The following is a 22,724-nucleotide window of genomic DNA, read 5'->3' as shown; positions in this document are numbered from 1 at the left end:
GAGAGACTGATGCAACCGATCTGGGCTGTAGGTTTGATGACCGGAACCGTTCTCGATGGAAACATCGACGTTGCTCTCCTGAAAACCGATGGCGAGCGGATCGAGGAATTCGGTGCCTATACGCTGGCACCCTACGACCAGTCGGTTCGTGATCTGCTGGAGGAAACGCTTGCTCAGGCGCGCAAATGGAATTTCGAAGGGCCTGAACCGGAGATCTTCACTCGTGCAGAGGAAGCTTTGACACGGGCGCAATCGACAGCCGTGCGTGAACTCGTGGAAAGCACCGGCCTTTCCATGGCAGAGATCGGCGTTGTCGGATTCCACGGTCAAACGGTTCTGCACCGCGCCCCGCAGCCGGGCCGCATTGGCGCGACGCGCCAGCTGGGCGATGGCGAGTTGATGGCAGAGCTTCTGGGCTGCAAGGTTGCCTATGATTTCCGCAGCGCCGATGTGCGCGCCGGGGGACAGGGTGCGCCGCTCGCCGCTGCCTATCATTCCGCTTTGCTGAAAGGCGTTTCGCAGGATGGCTCTGCGGCTATCCTCAATCTCGGCGGCGTTGCCAATACGACCTGGAGTGACGGCAAAGGCCATGTCGTTGCCTTCGACACCGGTCCAGCCAATGCGCCGATCAACGACTGGATCAAGCAGCATGGTCGCGGCGATATGGATCACGACGGCCTGATAGCAGCTTCAGGCACGGTGAACGAGGAGCGCCTGCAGCAGCTTCTGCAACATCCTTATCTGACGGCGAAGTTCCCCAAATCGCTGGACCGTTTCGACTTTGGTGCCTCCATGGCAGACGGGCTTTCGCTGGAGGATGGCGCGGCCACGCTGACGGCCTTCACGGCATCGGCTGTTGACAAGGCGCTGGATCTTCTGCCGCAGCGACCTCAAAAACTCTTCGTCAGCGGCGGCGGTCGCCATAATCCAACGCTGATGAAAATGCTGGGCGAGCGCGCCAAGGTCGAGGTTCAACCGGCGGAAACTCTGGGCTGGCGCGGCGATGCGGTGGAGGCGGAATGCTTCGCCTTCCTCGCCGTGCGCGTGCTTCGCGGCCTGCCGATCAGTTTCCCGACCACAACAGGCGCGCCGGAACCGCTAAAGGGCGGTCGGCTGGCTGGATAGGGTCAAAGCTTCTTCTTCAGAAACTTCCGGGTGCGCCCGATGGGGAAATCCGGAAGTTCGCCGAACACTTCATATCCCTGACGGGTATAGGCCTTTTCAGCGACGGGATTGAAAGTATCGATCCAGGCGGAATGGCAGCCTCGGGCCCTTGCTTCATCCTCTGCCGCCTGCAGCATGCGGCCTGCCATGCCTTGGCCGCGAAGGCTTTCATCCACCCACAGCCATTGCGTGAAAAGCCAGCCCCAGCCGGTATAGCCATTGATGCCCGCCTTGAGAGCGCCTGCCTCGTCCCGAACAAGAATTGCCAGAGTTCTGCGCTCCGACGGCCCGACATCGGCGTCGTTGAAGGCTGAGAGGTTTTCACCGATGGCGCCAAGCTCATTCGGCTCTGGTTTATCCGTTACAACGAGTTTCGTGTTCATTTTTGTGTTGTAAGCGGCATTCACTACGCTGACCAGAGACAAAACGCTTCACACCACACGCGTGAATGCCTAGCTTCGCCCCAAATCACGGACGGGGTGTAAGGGCGGATGGAACCAGAAGCTGCAACAGGTAGCGATCGCAAGAGAGGCTCAGGCGTCAAGCTGGCCTATGATGTGCTGCGCGATGAAATTCTCGATCTCGTGTTGCAACCGGGAAGCGCGATTGACGAGGTTCAACTAGCCGAACGCTTCAACATGTCGCGAACGCCGATCCGCGAGGCACTGGTACGACTAGCAGCAGAAGGCTTGATCCACACTCTGCCCAATCGGTCGACGCTTGTCGCGCCGATCGATTTCCTGAACATGCACACCTATTTCGATGCGTTGGTGCTGATGTATCGCGTCACGACCAAACTGGCGGCACAGAATCATGACCCCAAGGATCTGAGCGTCATCCGGGAAAAGCAGCAGCATTTTGCAGCTGCCGTTCAGGCACAGGATGCGCTGGCGATGATAGCGACAAATGCGGAATTCCATCTGGCGATCTCGGAAGCGGGAAAAAATGCCTATTTTACAGGCCTTTTCAAGCGCTTGCTGGATGAGGGAAGGCGCATACTCCGGCTCTATTACCAGTCTTACAACGACCGTTTGCCCCAGCGGTTCGTTCAAGAACACGAGGACATTATCGAAGCTTTGGAGCAACGGGATCTTGATGCGGCCGAACGCCTGGCCCGCGATCATGCCGAGCAGATCGTCGCTCAGGTTCAGAAGCTGCTGGTACAAGGCGAGCGGCTAAAGATAGAAATCTGATCATCTAAATTTCTTGTCGACAAATAAAATACAAAGATCTATAAATGCGGCCAGAGGATAGCCGCCGCCCTTGCGCGGGCGAACAGAGGGAATAGACGCATGGCAACTTCCGTATTTTCAGGCGTCATGCCTGCCCTGATGACTCCTTGCAAAGCAGATCGCACGCCAGATTTCGACGCGCTGGTGCGCAAGGGTCAGGAGTTGATTGCAGCGGGAATGTCAGCCGTTATCTACTGCGGCTCTATGGGTGACTGGCCGCTTTTGACGGATGCGCAGCGCATGGAAGGCGTGGAGCGTCTGGCCAAGGCTGGCGTTCCGGTCATCGTCGGCACCGGTGCGGTCAACACGGCAACGGCAGTGGCCCATGCGGCTCATGCGCAGAAGGTTGGCGCAAAGGGTTTGATGGTCATTCCTCGCGTCCTGTCGCGCGGCTCCGTCATCTCCGCACAGAAGGCGCACTTCAAGGCGATCCTCTCTGCAGCACCCGATCTTCCGGCCGTCATCTACAACAGCCCCTATTATGGCTTTGCCACCCGCGCCGACCTGTTTTTCGCGCTACGCGCCGATCACCCGAACCTCGTCGGCTTCAAGGAGTTCGGCGGCGCTGACGACCTGCGCTATGCGGCGGAGAACATCACCAGCCGCGCTGACGAGGTGACATTGATGATCGGCGTCGATACGGCCGTCTTCCACGGCTATGTCAATTGCGGCGCAAGCGGTGCCATCACGGGCATAGGTAATGTGCTGCCGAAGGAAGTTCTTCACCTTTGCAAGCTTTCACAGGCCGCCGCTGCAGGCGATTTCGACGCTCGCACCCGAGCACTCGAACTGGAAAGCGCGCTCGGCGTACTCTCCTCCTTCGACGAAGGCCCGGATCTGGTTCTCTTCTTCAAGTACATGATGGTGCTGAAGGGTGAGAGCGAATACACGCTGCACTTCAACGAAACCGACGAACTGACGGAAAGCCAGCGCGGCTATGTGGAGGCGCAGTTCAAGCTCTTCAACACCTGGTACGCAGGCTGGAGCCAGCAGTCGGGTGCCGTCCAGACCTACATGCCTTGATGTATTGCGCCGGGGTGAGCAACGTCAAATTTGATAAATATCAAGATTGACGGAGCACCCTTCGGCAGCAAACCTCTTGAACTCTGAAGCGTCAGCCGATAACGACCTTGATGACCTCAACTCAATCGGGCGTTTCGGCATGGCTCCAGAATTCCTCGTAACGCATTCCGGCGGTTTCCACGCGGATGAGCTTCTGTCGAGTGTCGTCCTCACGCGCCTGTATCCGCAGGCTCGCATCGTTCGCAGCCGCGCACCGGACTGGATCACGCCCGCGAGCGACCGCATCATCTACGATGTCGGCGGGGCATTCGATCCGGACGCCCGCATATTCGATCATCACCAGCGCGGCGCGCCCTTGCGCGATGACGGTCAACCGTTCAGCTCTTTTGGTCTGGTCTGGCGGCATTACGGGCAGGATTATCTGCGTGCCTTGCAGGTTCCAGAAAAGGACGTCGTCACCCTTCATCAAAGCTTCGATCAGGACTTCGTTCTGCCGATCGATCTCATGGACAATGGGGCACTGAACCCATCGGCAGCTGGACCGCTGGCCGATCTCACTTTGCCGGTTCTTCTGGAAACGCTGAAGCCGGTTTTCGATGACAAGTCACCGGAAGCCGACGACCGGGCGTTTCATGTCGCGCTCGTCATTGCTCGCAGCTTCGTGGAGGCGAACCTGAAGCAAGACGCCGCCAAGCTGCGCGCCGAATCCATGGTGATGGAGGCGATCGCCGCCGCCGGAGAGAGCCAGGTTCTGGAACTGCCCATGGGAATGCCTTTCCGCCCCGCCATCTTAAAAGCGGGCGCGGAGCATCTCCTTTTCGTCGTGCACCCGCGCGATCAGGATTGGTGCCTCACTGGCATCCGTCGGGTCAGTGACAGTTTCGAATTGCGCGCGGATCTGCCAAAAGCCTGGGCAGGCCTGACCGGTCAGGCACTGGCCGATGTAAGCGGCGTGGCAGGTGCCACCTTCTGCCACAACGGCCGCTTCATTGCCGCAGCAGCCACGCGGGAAGCAGCTCTGCAACTGGCAGAACTTGCCGTCGCAGAGCATCTGAAAGCAGTTTGACGAACAGTTTCAGCTTTCCAGCGCTTGGACCTTGCGCGTGAGATCATCTAGATAGGCTGTCACGGACAAATCGGAGCCTGTCGCATCCATAAGCAACTGGCTGGGCGACTTAGAGCGCCCGAACTGATGAACATTGCAGTTCAACCAGTTTTTCAAGGGCTCATAATCGCCTGTCTCCAGACCACCCGAGACCTCCGTTTCACGATTGGCAGCGGCGAAGAACTGCGATGACATGATGTTGCCCAGCGTGTAGGTGGGGAACGAGCCGACCAGCCCCGACGACCAGTGAACATCCTGCAGCACGCCCAGCGTATCATTCGGCACGTCAAGACCCAGATAGGCCTTCACCTCCTCCCGCCAGATTGCGGGCAGATCCGACACACGAATGTCTCCGGCCATTAATCCAGCCTCGATCTTCGAGCGAAGCATGATGTGAAAATCATAGGTCAGCTCATCCGCCTCAACGCGAATAAAGCCGGGCCGCGTGGCGTTAACGGCCCGCCAGAAGGCATCTGCATCAACATCCGCCAGCTGATCCGGGAAGCTGGCTTGCAGTTCCTTGAAGTGAAGTTCCCAGAAGCGGCGCGAGCGGCCAACGCGGTTTTCCCACAGGCGTGATTGGGATTCGTGAACACCGAAACTTGCGCCGCCAACGGCATAAAGGTTGATGAAATCGGTGGCAAAGACCGAGCGTGAGAAGGCATGTGCCACGCCCTGCTCGTACATGCCGTGACCTGCCTCGTGCCAGACGGCGAACAGACCCGCCGGCAGCCAGTTCTCCCGAAAACGTCCGGTAATGCGCACATCCGAACTGGTGAAGGAAATCTCGAACGGATGTACGGCATCATCCAGACGACCGCGATTGAAATCGTAGCCGAAGCGCGCCGCCATCTTGCTGGAAAAGTCTCGCTGCTTCTCGACCGGATAGCTGCGTTCCAGAATATTGCCACGCGTTCGCACCTGCTTGGCCCGCTCCAGAAGCGGCAGCAGTCCCTTGCTCAGATCGTCATAGACGGTTTTCAGCCGCGACCAGCTCATGCCCGGTTCGTAAGCCGAAATCGCCGCATCATAGGGATGCTCACCGTAACCGATTGCTTGCGCGATCTGCCGCTGCATCTCCATGGTGCGTTCGAGATAAGGCGCAAAGGTCGCAAAATCATTCGCAGCACGGGCATTGGTCCAAGACCCTTGGGCGACCGTCTTGAGTTCCGCCGCTGCACTGATGAGGTCCGCCGGAATTCGGGACAGCACGGCAATCGCGTCTTTCGCCTGTTCGACGGCCAGACGGCGGGTATCGCTTGGCGCAACGCCCTCCAGTTCCACTTGCGCATGCTCGATGGAACGCTGAAGCGTGTCGCTGGTCGCCATGTCTCTGGCAATGCCGACAAGTGTTGCAATCTGCTTGGCTCGCGCTTCCAGCCCGCCGGGCGGCATCATCGTGCGCGAATCCCAAGTCAGCAGATTGACCGAACAGAGAACATCATTGACGCGGGCAATCTCTGCTTCGAATGCGGCATAGCTCATTTTGTGCTCCTTCGCGAGCTTCTGACTCATGACCAGAAGCACGAGATAAATCGTAATGATTGAATAATACGATTTCAGCGGAAGTGCATTATGTCAATCCAAATTGACAGCGTCTCATTGACGATCTTCCCCAAATGGAGAATAATCGTATTATTCTATTATCACAGTTATCATCATGAAGTTCGCCGTTGATCGAAACCTGCCGCTTCCTTTGCGCAATCAGCTCCACGGGTTGATCGAGTACGGCATCAGCTGCGGCGAACTCGCACCGGGCGAGATACTGCCGTCGGTACGCGAGCTTGCGGATATGGTTGGCGTTGCGCCGATGACAGTGGCTCAGGTCTACGCGGATCTGAAGGAGAAAGGACTGCTGCAGACCCGGCCGGGTTCCGGCACATTCGTCGCCGATAGACAAAGCGGCGGCGCAACGGATCCAACGAAACATGTCTACCTGTATAGACAAATAGACAATCTAATTGAGCAGAGCAGAAAACTCGGCTTCCAGCCAACAGAACTGATCGCGGCCATCAACACGCGCCTTCGCCAGTCCGATCATGGCCCAGCCAGACCTCGTGTTCTTGTGGTGGGGCTCTTTCCGGATGCCACGCGAAGCTATGCGGATTTTCTAGGCCGCAAGCTTGCAAATCATGCACGCGTAGAATTCACAACGATTTCCGCGCTGGAGCAAAACCCGCAAGACGTTCTGGAGGCGCGTTCGGCAGACTTGGTCGTCACCATCGTCAACCGGCTGCAGCAGGTGAAGACCCTGCTGCCGGATGCGAATGTGATGGCCATACGTTTTACCCCGTCTGAAGAAACCCGCCGCGCGCTCGCATCGCTGGATTCGCGTACGAAGGTCGCAGCGGTTTCACTTTTCCCTGAATTCTTGCCGATCCTGAAAGCCGGAATCGAGCGTTTCGCACCGCATGTATCCCACATCACCGCGGGGACTATGGACATGCCCGCGTTTCGAGCCGAACTCGCAGAGGCTGACGTCATCATCCATGCGACCGGAGCAGACGAGACGTTGGAGGATAGCTACCCCCAACTCCCCCGCATCGAATACCGCCATGCGCCTGATGAGGTCGACATCGAGCGGATTATCATACCCGCATTACCCTCTTAGAACCATTACCCCGTTGAAGACATGCCGCATGCATGAAGGAGCACAGTATGAGCCAAGAACCAATCCTGATCTGGGGCGCCGGGGCTATCGGCGGCACACTGGGAGCCGCTTTTCTTCGTGCCGGAGAGAACGTGCTCTTCGTCGATAACGTCAAGGAGCATGTCGACGCCATCAACACGAAGGGGCTGACGATTACCGGCCCGATCTTCGAAGGAACATTCAAGGCCAAAGCTTGCCTTCCGGAAGAAGTGGAGGGCCAGTTCGAACGGGCTTATCTCTGCGTGAAGGCACATCATACGGAAGCGGCGGCGCGTGATCTCGTGGAGCATCTGGCGTCAGACGGCTACGTCGTTTCTGCCCAGAACGGTCTGAACGAGCAGGTGATCGCCCGGATTACGGGCGAAAACCGCGTCGTTGGCTGCTTCGTGAATTTTGGCGCGGACTATCTGGAGCCGGGCGTTGTGCAATATAGCGGCCACGGCGCGGTGGTCATCGGCGAACTGGATGGGCGTTTCACGGAGCGCGCTGAACGCATTTACGACCTGTTGAAACAATTCGAACCGAAGGCGCTGATCACCAACAACATCTGGGGCTTTCTCTGGGGCAAGTTGATCTATGGCGCGCTTCTGTTTGGCACCGCGCTGACGAATGACAGCATCGCCGATGTGCTGGATAATCCGCAGGCGCGTCCGGTTCTGCGCAAGCTGGCTCTGGAAGTGGCAACCGTCGCCGCCATCAACAACATCAAACCGGAGGCCTTTGACGGCTTCGACCCTACGGCCTTCGGGCCGCTTGCGACACAGGAACAAACCGATCGCTCCTTCTACGAGATGGTCGCGCACAACCGTCGCTCGGTGAAATCCCATTCCGGCATCTGGCGGGATCTAGCGATTCGCAAGCGTAAGACGGAGGTGGATGCGCAAGTGCTTCCGATTGCTCAGGTCGGCAAGGATTCGCATGTGCCGACACCCATGGTGCAGAAACTGGTGGAGATGATCCACGAGATCGAAGAGGGCCATCGTCCTCTGCAGCTATCCAACCTCGACGATCTCGCGAGGGCATCCGCATGAACATTTCCTTCGAAGGCAAGGTCGCCATCGTAACTGGCGCGGCACATGGTTTTGGCCGCGCAATTGCGCAAGGTTTCGCCAGCCGCGGCGCCCGTGTGCATCTCTGTGATATCAATGCCGAAGCTCTGGCGGAAACTGCCGCGCTTTGCGGACCGAACGCACAGGTCCATGTGCTTGATGTCGGTGATCGGGCAGCGGTGCAGGCAGCGGTCGCGTCGATTGGCGATGTGGATATTCTCGTCAACAATGCGGGTGGCGTGCGCGGTCAGGTGGGTCGCCCAATCGAGGAAATCTCCGAAGCCGATTGGCAGGCTATTCTGGATGTGAACCTCTCCGGCGCATTCTTCATGGCGCAGGCGGTCGCCCCGTCCATGAAGGCCCGGCGCTTTGGCCGTATCATCAATATTTCCAGCGGCGCAGGGCTCGGCATTTCGCTGACGGGTATCCAATCCTATGCCAGCGCCAAGGCGGGCCAGATTGGCCTGACACGGCAGCTCGCCCATGAGCTCGGTCCCTGGAACATTACCGTCAATAATGTTGCGCCCGGCTTTGTCCGTTCCAACCCGGCGACCGAGCGTCAGTGGATGGCCATGGGAGAAGAAGGGCAGCAGAGGCTGATCCAGAATATTGCGCTCAAGCGTCTGGGCGAAGCCGATGACATCGCCAACATGGTCATGTTCTTCGCCTCCGACTACGCCAACTGGGTTTCTGGTCAGGTGATCAGCGTCGACGGCGGCAAGTAAGTAATGGCGGGAGGCTGCGCATGATAAGCGGCCTCCCGATTTCCATCACTCAGGCTGAACGTGGAAAACCTCTGAGTGAGTGCCGACATAGAACTCACCTTCCGGCGTCACCCAGCCTCGGAACATGCCATCGGTGTTGTAGGGTGCCGTGATGGAGCCATCGGCACCGACGGCAACAAGACCAGCGCCGATATTGTGCTGCTTGAGATCCTCCTGAATGACCTTGGACGCCGCCTTTTCGAGGCTTTCTCCCAGATAGCTCACCCGGCTTGCCACTTCATGCCCCACGGCATAACGCATGAAATATTCACCCTTGCCGGTGCCGGAAACGGCGCATGCGCCATCCCGTGCATAGGTTCCGGCGCCGACGATCGGCGTGTCGCCAATGCGACCTTCCGGCTTGTTGTTATAGCCGCCAGTGGACGTGGCCGCGGCAAGATGACCTTGGGCATCGAGCGCAACAGCGCCCACGGTGCCGTGCTTTTCCGCTTCGCTGGCCTTTGCCGCGGTCCCGGCTGCCGCATGCGCCTTCATGGCCGCCAAGGCTTTCACCCGTCGCTCGGTGGTAAAGTAGTCAGGCTCGACAATATCGAGACCAGCCTCAGCGGCAAACTCATCCGCCGCAGGTCCACCCAATAGAACGGCATCGCCATGTTCCATGACCTTGCGGGCCGCCTTGATGGGGTTGCGAATGCGTTGAACGAGAGTGACGGCACCGGATTCAAGCGTCCTGCCATCCATGATCGAGGCATCGAGTTCATGCTTGCCATTCGTATTCAAAGCGGCACCGTAGCCCGCGTTGAAGTGCGGTGAATCTTCCATGACAACGACGCTAGCCTGCACGGCATCCAGTGCCGAACCGCCCGCCGTCAACACCGCCCAGCCGGCTTTCAGCGCTTTGCCCAGATCCACGCGGGCGGCTGCCCATTCCTCCTCGCTCAGATCCAGCTTGGCCATGACGCCACAGCCGCCATGAATTGCGAGCGCGATTCTGCTCATTGATTGTTCTCCTCAACCATCTTGCCTGTTTCGAAACGAAAAGAGCCAGGCGGGGTGCCTGGCTCCTGTCATTATTGAGTGAATGTCACTTGGCCGGACGAATGTTCATCGCCAGCGTATCCTCGTCCGAGCGTGGCACGATGGAGATGGTCTTCTTCATGCCCCAGGCCGAGATGGTGGAGGCGACGGCCAGATAGGGACGATCCGTCGCTACCAGTGCATTGGCATCCATCAGCAACTTCTCGCGCTTTGCGGTATCCATTTCCACGGCTGCATCTTCGATCAGCTTGTCCATGGTCGGGTTGACGTAGCCGCGCAGGTTGAAAGCGCCGAGCTTCTTGGCCGGATCATTGGAGTGCGTCAGCGAAGAGAGCGTGTAGTTCGCCTCACCCGTCAGCGTTCCCCAGCCGGACATGGTCATGGAGTAATCGCCACGCGTATTGGCGGGGAAGAACACCGCACCCGGCTGGGCATTGGCTTCAACCTGAATGCCAACCGCCGTCAGCATCTGCGCGATCGTCGTGCCGACATCCTTGTCACCCGGCAGGCGGTCGTTCGTGAAGGAGAAGGTGACCTTGAAGCCGTTCGGATAACCGGCTTCCGCCAGCAGCGCCTTCGCCTTCTTCGGGTCTGCCTTGGTCGGCTTCACATTCGGGTTCCAGCCGAAGATGTTAGGCGTGACCAACTGCGATTGTACAGCACCCATGCCTTCCATGGCCACTTCAGTCAGCGCTTCACGATCGATGGCGAGATCGAAGGCTTCACGCACCTTTGGGTCCTGGAAAGGGTTCTTTGGCAGTGGCGAACCATCCTTGGCGCTGACCTGCGGTGGCTTGTCGCGGAAGTCGAACGCGATGTTGAAGAGATAGACACTCTCCTGCCGAACGATGGAAAGCTTGGTATCCTTCTCCAGCGTCGGGACATCAGAAGACGGAATGCGGGCGATGATATCAACCTGACCGGCCTTCAACTGCGCAACACGCGCCGCATCGTTTGGAATTTCCTTGCGGGTTACCTTGTCCCAAGGCTCCTTAGGACCCCAATAGCCATCGAACTTTTCAAGAACCAGCTGTTCCTTTGGCGTCCAGGAGACGAACTTGTAAGGACCGGTGCCGATGGCGGCCTTGCCAGAATTGAAGCCTTCAGCCGCCTTGTCCGCGCTGGCCGAGAAATCCTTGGCTGCCGTGTGCGAGACGATGAAGAGACGGATGAAATCGTTCGGCAGCGTAGGTGCCGGACCGTCGGTCTTGATGCGGATCGTGTAAGGATCGATGATCTCGATGCCGCGCACACGACGCACATAAATCGTTGTCGGGTTCGGGCCGGTAACCGCCGGAATACGCTCGATGGAGAACTTCACGTCCTCAGCCGTGAAATCGGAACCATCGTGGAACTTGACGCCCTGACGCAGCTTGAACTCCCAGGTGGTGGCGTCAACCGCCGTCCAGCTGGTAGCAAGCCCGGGCTCAAGCTCCAGATTGTTACCGGATTTCACCAGCGAATCGAAGATGTGTTTCACGGCTTCGGCATGGGTGCCTGCTGCGGTGAAATGCGGATCGACGGACAGCGGACCGGCGCGAACGCCAATGGTCAGATCTGCCGCAAGTGCGGAGGCAGACACGCTGCCCAGAAGCGCAGCTGCCAGCGAGGCGGTGCGCAATACCCTGAAAATGCTCATTCTTCGTTCTCCTCATTGTTTATTGTTGGGGGCGAAACTGGGGAATTCACCACGACCTTTGCAAGCAGTTCCGAGAGCATCAGCATCTCGGCTGGCGTGAGGGCGGACATCATGGACCGCTCCCGTTCCACCATCATTTGCATGGCCGCATCAACGATGCGCTTGCCTTCGTCCGTGATGTAGAGGACGAAGCTGCGCAGATCCGCCGGGTCCACTTCCCGACGAACGATGTCCTTGTCGATCAGCTTCTGGATGGCGCGGCTGATCGTATTCTTCGGGAAGCCGGATGAGGCACAGATGGCACTGGCTGTCAGGCCATCCGCGAGACCCAGCGAGTAGAGCACCACGAATTCCGGTCTTGGAAGGCCGAATTCTTTCTCCGTCCAGCGGTACACCGGCACGTTGAACTGGAGCGCCAGAAAGTTGAGCCGGAAGGAAAGCCAGCACGGGTTTTCCCACAGCTTGACGCCCACGAGCGGGTCGACATCGACATCGCCTGCCAATGATTTTCCTCCCTGACGAAGCAGGGTCTCGAACGACGACTGTTGCGGCAGCGAGGTCATGATCGGTGCTTGGCCCCAATTCAATTTTGTACCGTATGGAACTTGACGGTAGGCTAATAGACTGTCAATCTCTTTTTTTAGTTCCGTATGGAACATCATGGTTGGGGAGGGCAGCCTTCGCCGACCCGTCATTTTTTGTGCCGAGTGCCTGCTTTTTGCTCAGTGAGCGCGGGCGTCATGGCAAGGTGGGAGCTTTCATGAAAATCGCAGAAATGAACTGGATGCAGGTCGAGGAGCGTGCCGCCAAGGATGATCGCTGCATCTTGCCGATCGGCAGCGTGGAGCAGCACGCCTATCTCAGTCTCGCGGTCGACATGATCCTGGCCGAGAAAGTATCGGTGGATGCTGCCGAACCATTGGGCGTGCCGGTTTTTCCCGTCATGCCCTACGGTCTCGCATCATCCTTCGCGACCTATCCCGGCACCCTGACATTGACGCTTTCCACCTATATCGGCGTTATCCGCGATCTGCTTGACAGCATGTACCGCTCAGGCTTTCGCCGCATCCTGATCGTCAACGGTCACGGCGGCAACACGCCTGCAACAGCCGTGATCTCCGAATGGCTGAACGCGCATCCGGATTGTTCCGTGAAGTTCCACGACTGGTGGCGCGCGCCCAAGACCTGGGCCAAGGTGCAGGCGACGGACCCGGCAGCATCGCATGCCTCTTGGATGGAAAACTTTCCCTGGACCCGAACCAACGATCCCCGCCAGCCGACGGGTGCTAAGCCGCAAGCCGATTATGCACGGCTGGCGCGGGTGGATGCGGCCCGCAAGCGGGAAATGCTGGGCGATGGCAACTATCACGGGCTCTACCAGAGGCCGGACGAAGATATGCTGGCGATCTGGGACGTTGCCGTTGCCGAGACGCGCGCGCTTCTGGAAGACGAGTGGCACTGATCTCACGTCGCATATCAGCTGAACGATAAGCCCGCATCAAGACGGGTCTCACCATTGAAGGACGGGAACTTATGCTTGCTTTCATCCTGCAGCGACTGTGGCAGGCGGTCATCGTGATCTTTGCGATGTCTGCGCTTGTGTTCACAGGTGTTTACGCCGTGGGCAATCCGATCGATGTGCTCATCTCGCCGGATGCCACACAGGACATTCGCGCCGCCATCATTGCGCAATACGGACTGGATCAACCGCTCTGGCAGCAGTATTTCGCTTTTCTCGGTCGCGTTTTCCATGGCGATTTCGGGCGCTCTCTGGTTTACAACATGCCGGTCAGCGAGTTGATCCTGTCGCGCCTGCCCGCAACGCTGGAACTGACTTTGACGGCGGTTATCTTCGCCAGTCTGGTAGGAATACCGATTGGCATGTATGCCGGCTACAAGCCGCACAGCCCGATCTCCCGCGCCATCATGGCGATTTCCATTCTGGGTTTCTCGGTACCGACCTTCTGGTTCGGCCTGATGCTGATCATGGTGTTTGCCGTTCAGCTCGGCATCATGCCCGCAGGCGGGCGTGGAGAAACCGTCAGCATCGGCGGCTTCGAATTCAGTTTCCTGACGGCTGACGGGTGGAAGCATCTGGTACTTCCCGCTCTCAATCTCGCTCTCTTCAAATTCTCGTTGATGATCCGCCTTGCACGGGCAGGTACCCGCGAACTGATGCTGAGCGATACGGTGAAATTTGCCCGCGCTGCCGGGCTGACAGAGTTCACCGTGTTGAGCCGCCATGTCCTTCGGCTGATCTCGATCCCGCTTGTCACCGTGTTCGGTCTGGAGCTGGCTTCCACGCTCGCCTTCGCGGTCGTCACGGAAACGATTTTCTCTTGGCCGGGCCTCGGCAAGCTGATCATCGACAGCATTACCTCGCTCGATAGGCCGGTGATGGTGGCTTACCTGATGCTCGTTGCCCTTCTTTTCATCGTCATAAACCTCGTGGTCGATCTTACCTATGCCCTGCTCGATCCCCGCCTGAGAAAGGGACGCGCCTGATATGAGAGACACCTTGTTTGGACGCTTCGTTCAGGAATTCACTCGCAACAAGGTCGCAACGGGCGCGGCAATCGTTGTGTTCGCCATCGTCTTCATCGCGTTGATCGCGCCGCTGGTGACCCCGCAAGACCCCTATGATCTCGCCAATCTGGTGCTGCGCGATGCGCGCCGCGCGCCCGGCTATGTCGGCACCGGTGGCTATACGCACTGGCTGGGCACGGATTCGCAAGGACGTGACCTGTTGTCCGCCATCATCTACGGCCTGCGCATTTCGTTGCAGATGGGCGTTATTGCCGGCGGGGTTGCCTTCGTGGTTGGAGCGCTCGTCGGTTGCTCGGCGGCCTATATCGGCGGGCGCTACGAGAGCATAGTCATGCGGATTGTGGATCTTCAGCTTTCGTTCCCGGCCATTCTGCTGGCCTTCGTGATCGCGGCTCTGCTGGGCCAAGGGCGTTATCAGCTGATCATGGCGCTGATCTTCGCGCAATACGCCTATTTCGCGCGGACAGCCCATGGTGCGGCATCGGCGGAACGGCAGAAGGATTATGTCGAGGCGGCACTGTCCATTCCCCTTTCGCCGCTGCGGGTCGTGCTGAAGCACATTTTGCCGAACTCACTGCCGCCACTCATCGTCGTGGCAACGGTGCAGGTGGCAAGCGCCATCTCGCTGGAAGCAACGCTTTCGTTCCTGGGCGTGGGCCTTCCGCCAACCGAACCTTCGCTGGGCATGCTGATCGCGAACGGCTTCCAGTATCTCTTGTCCGGCCGCTACTGGATTTCGATCTATCCCGGCATAGCGCTCATTCTGTTCATCGTGTCGCTGAACCTCGTTGGTGACCAGATCCGCGACCAGCTTAACCCGAGGCTTCGCCGATGACCGTGCAAAACATGGCTGCAACACAGACACCGCTGCTGGAAGTCAGCAATCTCAACACCTGGTTTGCGACGGCACGCGGCGAAATCAAGGCCGTGGACGGGGTCTCGTTCTCTCTCGCATCCGGCGAAGTGCTGGGTCTGGTGGGCGAATCCGGTTCAGGCAAATCCATCACCGGCTTTTCGATTATCGGCTTGATCGATGAACCGGGCCGGATTGTCGAAGGCTCGTCGATCAAGCTGGAGGGTCGCGAACTCGTCGGCCTCTCTGCGCATGAACTGCGTGCCATTCGCGGCAAGACGATTTCGATGGTCTTTCAGGACCCGATGATGACGCTGAACCCCGTGCTCTCCATCGGAACGCAGATCCGGCTGGCACTGGAGGCCCACGAAAAGATCAGCGCTGCGGATGCCCGTGAACGGGCGATCAAGGCATTGCGCCAAGTCCGGATCTCGGAACCGGAACGCAAGATCGATTTCTTTCCGCATCAGTTTTCCGGCGGCATGCGCCAGCGCGTGGCCATTGCTATCGCCCTGCTCCATCGCCCGAAACTCATCATCTGCGACGAGCCGACGACGGCGCTCGACGTTTCCATTCAGGCGGAAATTCTGACGGAAATGAAGGAACTGGTGGCAGAGCTTGGCACGACGCTGATCTGGATCAGTCACGACCTCGCAATCGTTTCTTCCATCGCGGATCGCGTGGCCGTGATGAAAACGGGCAAGATTGTCGAAATCGGCCCTGCCATGGGCGTTCTCACAAAACCGCAGCACGACTATACGAAATCGCTGCTGGATGCCCTACCCTCTCGCGCCAAACCGGGTCAGCTGCTGTTGCGCGGCAGCGGCATTGAGGATGCAGCCCCGCCGCCCCGCAAGGAAAAGACGGCCAACCTGCCACCGCTCGGCAGCCCCTATCTCGTCATCGACCATGCGGTGAAACGGTTCGAGAAACCAACTGGCTTCCTCCTCAAACTCGCTATCAAATCGGGCATTGCGCAGCCGCATCCCTCGGTGCATGCGGTAAGCGATGTCAGCCTTGTCCTAAAGCGCGGCGAAGTTCTGGGACTGGTTGGCGAATCTGGTTCGGGTAAATCGACGCTGGGGCGCATGGCGGCGGGCATTACAGTTCCCACCTCCGGCAGTATTCGCCTGAATGGCCAGCCGGTCATGAGTGCGGGCCGAAGCCCACGCAAAGTGACCACCCGGGTCCAAACCATCTTTCAGGATCCGTTTGCCTCGCTGAACGGGCGTATGCGCATTGGTGATATCGTGGCGGAAGGGCCAATTGCTCATGGTCTGGTGACACGGGCGGAGTCCGCCGCCTACGTCCAATCCTGGCTTGCTGCCGTTGGACTTGATCCATCTCTTGCAAACCGCTTCCCGCACCAGTTTTCCGGCGGGCAACGCCAGCGCATAGCCATTGCGCGGGCGCTTGCCATGCAGCCGGATGTCGTGGTGTGTGATGAGCCGGTTGCCTCGCTTGATGTGTCTATCCAGGCGCAGATCATCAATCTCTTGATCCGCCTGCGCTCGGAACTCGATCTCTCGCTGATCTTCATCAGCCACGATCTCTCGGTCGTGCGGCATCTGTGCGATCGGGTCGCCATCATGTATCGCGGCCAGATTGTCGAAGAAGGCGATGCGGCTGCGATCTACGACAACCCGCATCATGATTATACGCGCCGCCTGCTGGCGGCGGTCCCTGCCTTGCCCGTGGCGGCTGAATAAAGAGGAATTCTACAATGGAACCCTGGGAATGGGATGAGGCCACTTGGCGCGGCAAGGTGGAAAAGGTGCGCGCTGGGCGCTCGCTGAAGCCGAAGGTCTGGCAAGGCGGTGCGCGCTGCGCCGTTGCCCTCTCCTTCGATAGCGACCACGAGACCAATGAGTTGCGCGATGGCGGCGAATCCATTGGCCGCATGTCGCAGGGACAATATGGAAATCGCGTCGGCGTGCCACGCATTCTTCAGGTGCTGAAACAGGCGGGAGTTCCGGCCACCTTCTTCGTGCCAGCCGTAGCCGCCCTGCTCTATCCGGATGAGCAACGCCAGGTCATCGCAGAAGGCCATGAAATCGGCCTGCATGGCTGGATCCACGAGGTGAATACCAAGGTTCCGCCAGAGAAAGAGCGCGAATTGCACTTCCGCGCGGCTGATACGCTGGAAAAGATCACCGGCATTCGCCCGGTCGGCATGCGCACACCCTCATGGGATTTTTCCGCCGCGACGCTCAAGATCCAGCGCGAACTCGGGCTGCTCTATGATTCATCGCTGATGGCGGACGATGATCCGTATGAACTCGTGGAAGATGGGGAAGCGACCGGCATGGTGGAACTGCCGGTCGAATGGATCCGCGACGATGCGGTCTATTTCAATATGAACCGGTTTACCGCGCACCGCCCATACACGCCGCCACCGGCAGTACTGGATATCTTCAAGCGGGAGTTCGATCGCGCCTATCAGGAGGGCGGGCTGTTTCTCTTGACCATGCACCCGCATGTCACGGGCTATCGCTCACGCATCTTTATTCTTGAAGAGTTGATCGCCCACATCCAGCAGCATGACGATGTGTGGTTTGCAACGCATGCCGATATTGCTGGCTTCGTCAAGAATGCCGCGGCAGAGGACGAAAGAATGGTCAGCACCGGCTGACCATTCCTCATACAGGGTTTCAGGCGGGTTTCGAAACCAGAGAAGAGCGCTGACGGCTAAGATAATGGCCGCTCGGCGCCTCCTCGACCATTGCACCGGATTCCATCACCGAATTTCCGCGAACGAAAAGGCGTACCGGCCAACCGCGTACCTCCACACCTTGGTAAGGTGTGTAATCCGAGCCGTGGGCCAGAATATCATTGGTGATGGTGACCTGACGGTTCGGATCCCAAAGCGCCAGATCCGCATCAGCACCAACGCAGATCGTGCCCTTTCGCGGATAAAGACCATAAAGCTTGGCATGGTTGGTTGCAGTCTGCGCCACGAACTGATTGAGGGTGATACGCCCTTTCATGACACCTTCCGAAAACAGGATCGGCAGGCGTGTCGCAACACCCGGAATGCCATTCGGTATCCAGCGGAAATGGCGTTTGCCCTTCTCGTTCAGCTTGCCGTGCACATCCTCATAGCGGAAGGGGCAGTGATCGGATGAGAAGAGGTCGAAGACATTCTGCTCCAGCCCTTCCCAGCACGCATCCTGACTGGCCTTGTCACGCGGAGGCGGAGAGCAGACATATTTGGCTCCCTCCAGCGCATCACGGTCGAGATCATCCGCCGTCAGCATCAGATATTGCGGGCAGGTTTCCCCGGCAATCTTCTGGCCGCGCTGGCGGGCGCGCCGGATTTCCTCCATGGCTTCCCGGTTGGACACGTGGACGATGACGATTGGAACATCCACGATTTCCGCGAGTGAGAGAGCGCGGTGCGTGGCCTCCCGCTCGGCGGGAATGGGCCGGGTCGTCGCATGATATTTAGGCGCGAACTTGCCCTCTTCCTCGTGCCGTCCAATCAGGTAGCGGATAGCATCCTCGTTCTCGCAATGGACCATGACGAGGGCCCCGGTGCGACGGGCAGCATCCAGCGTATCGAGGATCTGGTCGTCGCGCAGGCGCAGGCCTTCATAGGTCATGAAGACTTTCAGAGAGGTGTAGCCGTCCTCCACGAGGGCAGGCAGTTCCTGCCCCAGAACCTCCGGCGTCGGATCGGTAATCACCAGATGGAAGGCGACGTCCACATGGCATTTGCCTTGCGCCTTTTCGTGATAGACCTTTAGCGCCTCGCGAAGCGTCTGTCCTTTCTCCTGCATGCAGAAGGCGAGAACCGTGCTGTTGCCGCCGATGGCTGCCGAGCGCGTGCCGCTATCGAAATCATCCGCCATGACGATGCCATCGCCGGATGGCTGGTCCAGATGCACATGGCTGTCTATGCCGCCTGGAAGAACGAAGAGACCGGTCGCATCAATGACCTCGTCTGCATCCTCCAGTTCAGTGGAAAGCGCCGCGATCCGCCCGTCCCGGATACCGATATCACAGACGAAGGTGTCGCTGGCCGTCGCAACGGTGCCATTGCGAATGATGGTGTCAAAACGCATCTCGCCCGCCCCTCAGCTTGCCTTGGCCAAGCCGGCATTGCTGGACAGAATCCGGTCCAGCGCCGCCGTGAAGCGATCCACCTCTTCCAGCGTATTGTAATGCACCATAGAGACACGCAACATGCCGCCCTGATCGGTCAGGTCGAGATATTCGGCCAAACGGCGGGAATGGAAATCGCCGAACCGCATGGCAATCTTGTACTCATCCATGGCCTTGCAGAGATCGGCGGCGTTGCGGCCATCGAAACGGAAGGCAATTGTGGGAACGCGCAGGCTCTCGCGGTTGTGGCTCTGGCCAACAATCTGGCAATCGTTGCGGGAGCGGAGATAGGAGAGCAGCCGCTCCGTCAACGCATCTTCCTGCGCGGTAATGGCCTTGAATGCCGTTTCGATCCGGCTTCGAACGCTGCCCGTATCGCCCGCCTGTTCGCCGAGCTTGCTGAGATAATCCACGATGCCACAGGTCGAATAGGCAAGCTCGTAATTGGGGTTGCCCGGCTCCAGTTTGCCCGGCACCTTATCCTTGCCGTAGAAGTAGTGGTACAGCGTATCCAGGTCCAGCAGGTGATCGTACTTGCCGTACATCAGCGCGTAATGCGGGCCATAGGTCTTGTAGAGGCTGAAGACGTAGTAATCGACATCGAAAGCCTGGACGTCGACAAGGCGGTGCGGGGCATAGGCCACCGCATCCACGCAGATCCGCGCGCCGCGCTCATGAACGAAATCGGCAAACTGGCGGATAGGATTGACCGAGCCCAGAATATTGGAAGCATGGGTGACGCAGACAAGTCGCGTGCGCTCGCTCATCAGGGCTTCGAGATCGGCCAGTTCCAGCGTCAGCGTATCCTTGTTGAGCGGCCAGAATTTCAGCACGACGCCCGCATCCTGCAGCCGATCCCAGGGGCCGATATTGGATTCGTGATCGCTGATCGAGACGATGATTTCATCGCCTGGGTTCAACTGGCTCTGCATGGCGCGAGCGAGGTTTTGCAAGAGCGACGTCGTCGAACTGCCGAACACGATTTCTTCCGGCCGGGTGGCATTGACCAAATGCATGGCCGCTGTGCGGGCTTCATAAAGCGCCTTGGCTGCGTTCTGTGAGACTTCGTATGAGCCGCCGATCTGCACATTGCGCTCGATCAGGAAGCTGTTGATCCGGTCCATCGCGGGCTGGAGGATCTGTGAACCCCCGGCGTTATCGAAAAAGGTCCAGCCGCGATTGAGACCCGGAAACTGGCTTCGGACGAAGTCGAGATCGAGCGAGGGTTGGTCGGCCATGATGAATTTCCTTGTGACTTCAAGAGTTCAATGATTGAGCACTGCGCGCAGAAAGCCGCGCGTGCGCTCTTCACGGGGATTGTCGAAGATTTCGGCAGGCGACCCCATTTCAATCAGCTTGCCGCCATCCATGAAGATAACGCGATCGGCCACCTGCCGGGCAAAACCCATTTCGTGGGTAACGACCACCATGGTGACGCCCGTGCCTGCAAGATGCCGCATGACATCCAGCACCTCACCCACCATTTCCGGATCAAGCGCCGAAGTCGGTTCATCGAACAGCAGCACCTTCGGCTCCATGGCGAGTGCGCGGGCAATCGCCACACGCTGCTGCTGGCCGCCGGATAGCTGGCCGGGATATTTTTCGGCCTGCTCGGAAATGCCAACGCGGGCCAGAAGTTCGCGGGCCTTGCGCGCCGCTTCCGCTTCCGACGTACCACGCACACGCATGGGGGCCAGCATGACGTTTTTCAGAACCGTCATATGCGGGAAGAGATTGAAGGATTGGAAGACCATCCCGACCTCTGCTCTCACCTTGGCGAGAGCCGCCCCGGGCTCCACACGAATGCCGTCAACGGTAATCGTGCTGTCGGGAGAGAAGGCCTCCAGATGATTGATGCAGCGGATCAGGGTCGATTTGCCGGAGCCGGATGGCCCGATGACGCAGACCACTTCGCCTTCCGCAATATCGAGATCAATGCCGTGCAACACGGTGAAGGTTCCGTATGACTTCACCAGCCCGCGCACGGAAATGATGTTTTTCGTTTGCGCGGACATCAGCGTTTCCCCCGGCTGAAATGTTTCTCCAGGCGCGAGACCACAGCCACCAGGGGCCAGAGAAGCAGAATGTAGATGACGGCAGCGCCAATCAGCGGTGTGGGGTTGGCGGCAAGCGCCTGCGCCTGTGTGGCTTGCTTCAAAAGGTCCGGCATGGCAACGACGGAGGCCAGTGCGGTATCCTTCAGCACGTTGATGCAGTTGTTGGTGAGCGGCGGAATGACGATGCGAATGGCCTGTGGGAGGATGACATCCACCATCGTATGCCGGTTGGACAGTCCAAGCGCCTCGGATGCCTCGAATTGACCATGCGGAATGGCTTCAATTCCGGCGCGGAAAATTTCCGCCGTGTAGGCCGCAGACACAAGAGAGAGAGCGGTGACGGCAGACAGGAATGGTGACAGCCGGATACCGACGAAAGGCAGCGCGTAGTAGACGACAATCAGCAGCACCAGCAGCGGGATCGAACGAAAGATATCGATATAGATGCGGATGAGGAGCTTGATGAAGGCAGGGCTGTATAGCCTCGCGACCGCCAGAAAAAGTCCGCCGATCAGTCCCGCCACAATACTGACGATGCCGATTTCGAGCGTGACGACGAGGCCCCAAAGCAGTTGGGGGAGGCTCTCAAGAAAGACCTTGAGATTGAAGAATGTATTGATGAGATTCATGCCGGTGCGGCTCCGTTTGGCTGGCGGCCTCTCCGGTTGAAGAGACCGCCGCTCTGTCAGGCCTTATTTGCCCTTCGGCATGTCCGCGACCATTACAGTCGAGGTGGATGCTTCAGCCTTGGCGCCGAACCATGTTTCGTGCAGCTTGGCGATATAACCTTCCTTCTTGAGCGTGGTGATCACATCGTTCACCTGGGTCGCCAGCTTGTCGCCCTTGTTGAACATGATGGAATACTTCTCACCCGTGGGGATACGCTCAACCACTTTCAGCTCCGGCTTGTCCTTCACGTAGTAAAGGAGCGCCGGGATATCGCTGATGTAGCCATCGATACGGCCAGCCACGAGATCGAGCATGGCCGGAGACAGGCCCTCGAAACGGCGAATGTCGCTGAACTTATACTGCGCCTTGTTCTTTTCCGCCCACATGTCCCCCGTCGAACCCGTGTCGACACCGACGACCTTGCTGGTCATATCCTTCAGGCCCTTGATGCCGGATTTCGCCGTTGCCGTCAGCGACTGGTCGCTATCGTAATAGGGCTGGGCGAAGGTCACCGATTCCAGACGCTTTTCGGTGATGGTGATCGAGGAGATTGCCATATTGATACGGCCGGACTGTACAGCCGGGAAAAGACCGTTGAAGGGCGTGTTGACGAATTCGACCGTCTTGCCCAACCGTTTAGCCACTTCGTTGACGAGGTCGACTTCAAAGCCGACGACCTTACCGCTCGCATCCTGAAATTCCCACGGCACGTTGCCGATGTTGGCACCGACGGTAAGATCTGCCGCTTGAGCGGTTTGCAAGGTAAAGAAGGCTGCAACGCCGGAAACGATTGCGGCGGCGAATGTAGTCACGCGTGTCATGAGGTTCCCCTTGTTATTTGATGCACGATGTCACATACAATGGTCTAA

22 protein-coding genes are annotated in these 22,724 nt (G+C 58.6%); 12 read left to right on the top strand and 10 right to left on the bottom strand.

The features are described 5' to 3' along the window. Positions 1–9: 9 nt before the first annotated feature. Positions 10–1,125 carry an anhydro-N-acetylmuramic acid kinase gene (locus G6N80_RS05655; protein WP_165131959.1) on the top strand — a complete coding sequence of 372 codons (1,116 nt, stop codon included), beginning with the start codon at positions 10–12 and terminating at the stop codon, positions 1,123–1,125. Positions 1,126–1,127: 2 nt separating this feature from the next. On the opposite strand, the gene G6N80_RS05650 is transcribed toward G6N80_RS05655, so the two are convergent. Further along, positions 1,128–1,547, bottom strand: a complete 420-nt coding sequence (locus G6N80_RS05650) for a GNAT family N-acetyltransferase (protein WP_165131956.1) — start codon at positions 1,545–1,547, stop codon at positions 1,128–1,130. A 108-nt stretch (positions 1,548–1,655) separates the two neighbouring features. On the opposite strand from G6N80_RS05650, the gene G6N80_RS05645 reads away from it, so the two are divergent. The 3 genes from G6N80_RS05645 to G6N80_RS05635 all read left to right on the top strand — a co-directional run bounded on the left by G6N80_RS05645 (position 1,656) and on the right by G6N80_RS05635 (position 4,485). Beyond that, positions 1,656–2,357 (top strand): GntR family transcriptional regulator, encoded by a 702-nt coding sequence (locus G6N80_RS05645; protein ID WP_062557055.1) that lies wholly within the window; start codon positions 1,656–1,658, stop codon positions 2,355–2,357. A 99-nt stretch (positions 2,358–2,456) separates the two neighbouring features. Then, entirely contained in the window at positions 2,457–3,419 is a 963-nt protein-coding gene (locus G6N80_RS05640) for a dihydrodipicolinate synthase family protein (protein WP_062557056.1), read from the top strand. Between the two features lie 139 nt (positions 3,420–3,558). Continuing rightward, the gene (locus tag G6N80_RS05635) at positions 3,559–4,485 is read left to right on the top strand and encodes an MYG1 family protein (protein WP_165132402.1); all 927 of its coding nucleotides are present in this window, start codon (positions 3,559–3,561) and stop codon (positions 4,483–4,485) included. 9 nt (positions 4,486–4,494) lie between these two features. Here G6N80_RS05635 and G6N80_RS05630 read toward each other — a convergent pair whose 3' ends face one another. Then, on the bottom strand, positions 4,495–6,009 hold the full coding sequence (locus G6N80_RS05630) for a carboxypeptidase M32 (RefSeq protein ID WP_062557186.1): 1,515 nt from the start codon (positions 6,007–6,009) through the stop codon (positions 4,495–4,497). A gap of 175 nt (positions 6,010–6,184) precedes the next feature. On the opposite strand from G6N80_RS05630, the gene G6N80_RS05625 reads away from it, so the two are divergent. The 3 genes from G6N80_RS05625 to G6N80_RS05615 are packed head-to-tail and all read left to right on the top strand — an operon-like array spanning position 6,185 to position 8,948. Continuing rightward, on the top strand, positions 6,185–7,135 hold the full coding sequence (locus G6N80_RS05625) for a GntR family transcriptional regulator (RefSeq protein WP_165131953.1): 951 nt from the start codon (positions 6,185–6,187) through the stop codon (positions 7,133–7,135). A 47-nt stretch (positions 7,136–7,182) separates the two neighbouring features. Beyond that, positions 7,183–8,205 carry a ketopantoate reductase family protein gene (locus G6N80_RS05620; protein WP_165131950.1) on the top strand — a complete coding sequence of 341 codons (1,023 nt, stop codon included), beginning with the start codon at positions 7,183–7,185 and terminating at the stop codon, positions 8,203–8,205. Then, entirely contained in the window at positions 8,202–8,948 is a 747-nt protein-coding gene (locus G6N80_RS05615; RefSeq protein ID WP_165131946.1) for an SDR family NAD(P)-dependent oxidoreductase, read from the top strand. Before G6N80_RS05620 ends, G6N80_RS05615 begins: the two co-directional genes overlap by 4 nt. 45 nt (positions 8,949–8,993) lie before the next feature. Here G6N80_RS05615 and G6N80_RS05610 read toward each other — a convergent pair whose 3' ends face one another. The 3 genes from G6N80_RS05610 to G6N80_RS05600 all read right to left on the bottom strand — a co-directional run bounded on the left by G6N80_RS05610 (position 8,994) and on the right by G6N80_RS05600 (position 12,188). Further along, positions 8,994–9,947 (bottom strand): isoaspartyl peptidase/L-asparaginase family protein, encoded by a 954-nt coding sequence (locus tag G6N80_RS05610; protein ID WP_165131943.1) that lies wholly within the window; start codon positions 9,945–9,947, stop codon positions 8,994–8,996. Positions 9,948–10,032: 85 nt separating this feature from the next. Continuing rightward, complete coding sequence (locus G6N80_RS05605) at positions 10,033–11,625, bottom strand: ABC transporter substrate-binding protein (RefSeq protein WP_165131940.1); 1,593 nt, start codon at positions 11,623–11,625, stop codon at positions 10,033–10,035. Continuing rightward, on the bottom strand, positions 11,622–12,188 hold the full coding sequence (locus G6N80_RS05600; RefSeq protein ID WP_165131937.1) for a MarR family winged helix-turn-helix transcriptional regulator: 567 nt from the start codon (positions 12,186–12,188) through the stop codon (positions 11,622–11,624). Before G6N80_RS05600 ends, G6N80_RS05605 begins: the two co-directional genes overlap by 4 nt. 197 nt (positions 12,189–12,385) lie before the next feature. On the opposite strand from G6N80_RS05600, the gene G6N80_RS05595 reads away from it, so the two are divergent. The 5 genes from G6N80_RS05595 to G6N80_RS05575 all read left to right on the top strand — a co-directional run bounded on the left by G6N80_RS05595 (position 12,386) and on the right by G6N80_RS05575 (position 17,657). After that, the gene (locus G6N80_RS05595; RefSeq protein WP_062557063.1) at positions 12,386–13,087 is read left to right on the top strand and encodes a creatininase family protein; all 702 of its coding nucleotides are present in this window, start codon (positions 12,386–12,388) and stop codon (positions 13,085–13,087) included. A gap of 71 nt (positions 13,088–13,158) precedes the next feature. Next, complete coding sequence (locus tag G6N80_RS05590; protein ID WP_062557064.1) at positions 13,159–14,130, top strand: ABC transporter permease; 972 nt, start codon at positions 13,159–13,161, stop codon at positions 14,128–14,130. Between the two features lies 1 nt (position 14,131). Further along, on the top strand, positions 14,132–15,007 hold the full coding sequence (locus G6N80_RS05585) for an ABC transporter permease (RefSeq protein WP_062557065.1): 876 nt from the start codon (positions 14,132–14,134) through the stop codon (positions 15,005–15,007). Further along, positions 15,004–16,734 (top strand): dipeptide ABC transporter ATP-binding protein, encoded by a 1,731-nt coding sequence (locus G6N80_RS05580; protein ID WP_246251367.1) that lies wholly within the window; start codon positions 15,004–15,006, stop codon positions 16,732–16,734. The genes G6N80_RS05585 and G6N80_RS05580 overlap by 4 nt, the downstream gene beginning before the upstream one ends. 14 nt (positions 16,735–16,748) lie before the next feature. Continuing rightward, complete coding sequence (locus tag G6N80_RS05575; RefSeq protein WP_062557066.1) at positions 16,749–17,657, top strand: polysaccharide deacetylase family protein; 909 nt, start codon at positions 16,749–16,751, stop codon at positions 17,655–17,657. A gap of 19 nt (positions 17,658–17,676) precedes the next feature. Here G6N80_RS05575 and hydA read toward each other — a convergent pair whose 3' ends face one another. From hydA to G6N80_RS05550, 5 genes are all read right to left on the bottom strand, one after another. Then, on the bottom strand, positions 17,677–19,089 hold the full coding sequence (hydA, locus tag G6N80_RS05570) for a dihydropyrimidinase (protein ID WP_165131934.1): 1,413 nt from the start codon (positions 19,087–19,089) through the stop codon (positions 17,677–17,679). 12 nt (positions 19,090–19,101) lie between these two features. Beyond that, complete coding sequence (locus tag G6N80_RS05565) at positions 19,102–20,367, bottom strand: cysteine desulfurase-like protein (RefSeq protein WP_165131931.1); 1,266 nt, start codon at positions 20,365–20,367, stop codon at positions 19,102–19,104. Positions 20,368–20,394: 27 nt separating this feature from the next. Next, positions 20,395–21,144 (bottom strand): amino acid ABC transporter ATP-binding protein, encoded by a 750-nt coding sequence (locus tag G6N80_RS05560; RefSeq protein WP_062557069.1) that lies wholly within the window; start codon positions 21,142–21,144, stop codon positions 20,395–20,397. Then, positions 21,144–21,815 (bottom strand): amino acid ABC transporter permease, encoded by a 672-nt coding sequence (locus tag G6N80_RS05555; protein ID WP_165131928.1) that lies wholly within the window; start codon positions 21,813–21,815, stop codon positions 21,144–21,146. The genes G6N80_RS05560 and G6N80_RS05555 overlap by 1 nt, the downstream gene beginning before the upstream one ends. A gap of 63 nt (positions 21,816–21,878) precedes the next feature. After that, positions 21,879–22,676, bottom strand: coding sequence for a transporter substrate-binding domain-containing protein (locus G6N80_RS05550; protein ID WP_165131925.1), 798 nt, complete (start codon positions 22,674–22,676; stop codon positions 21,879–21,881). Between the last annotated feature and the right edge of the window lie 48 nt (positions 22,677–22,724).

The organism is Rhizobium rhizoryzae, assembly GCF_011046895.1.
GTDB lineage: Bacteria > Pseudomonadota > Alphaproteobacteria > Rhizobiales > Rhizobiaceae > Neorhizobium > Neorhizobium rhizoryzae.
Note: the sequence above shows the minus strand (reverse complement) of the source record. Positions and strands in the feature narration are given on the sequence as shown.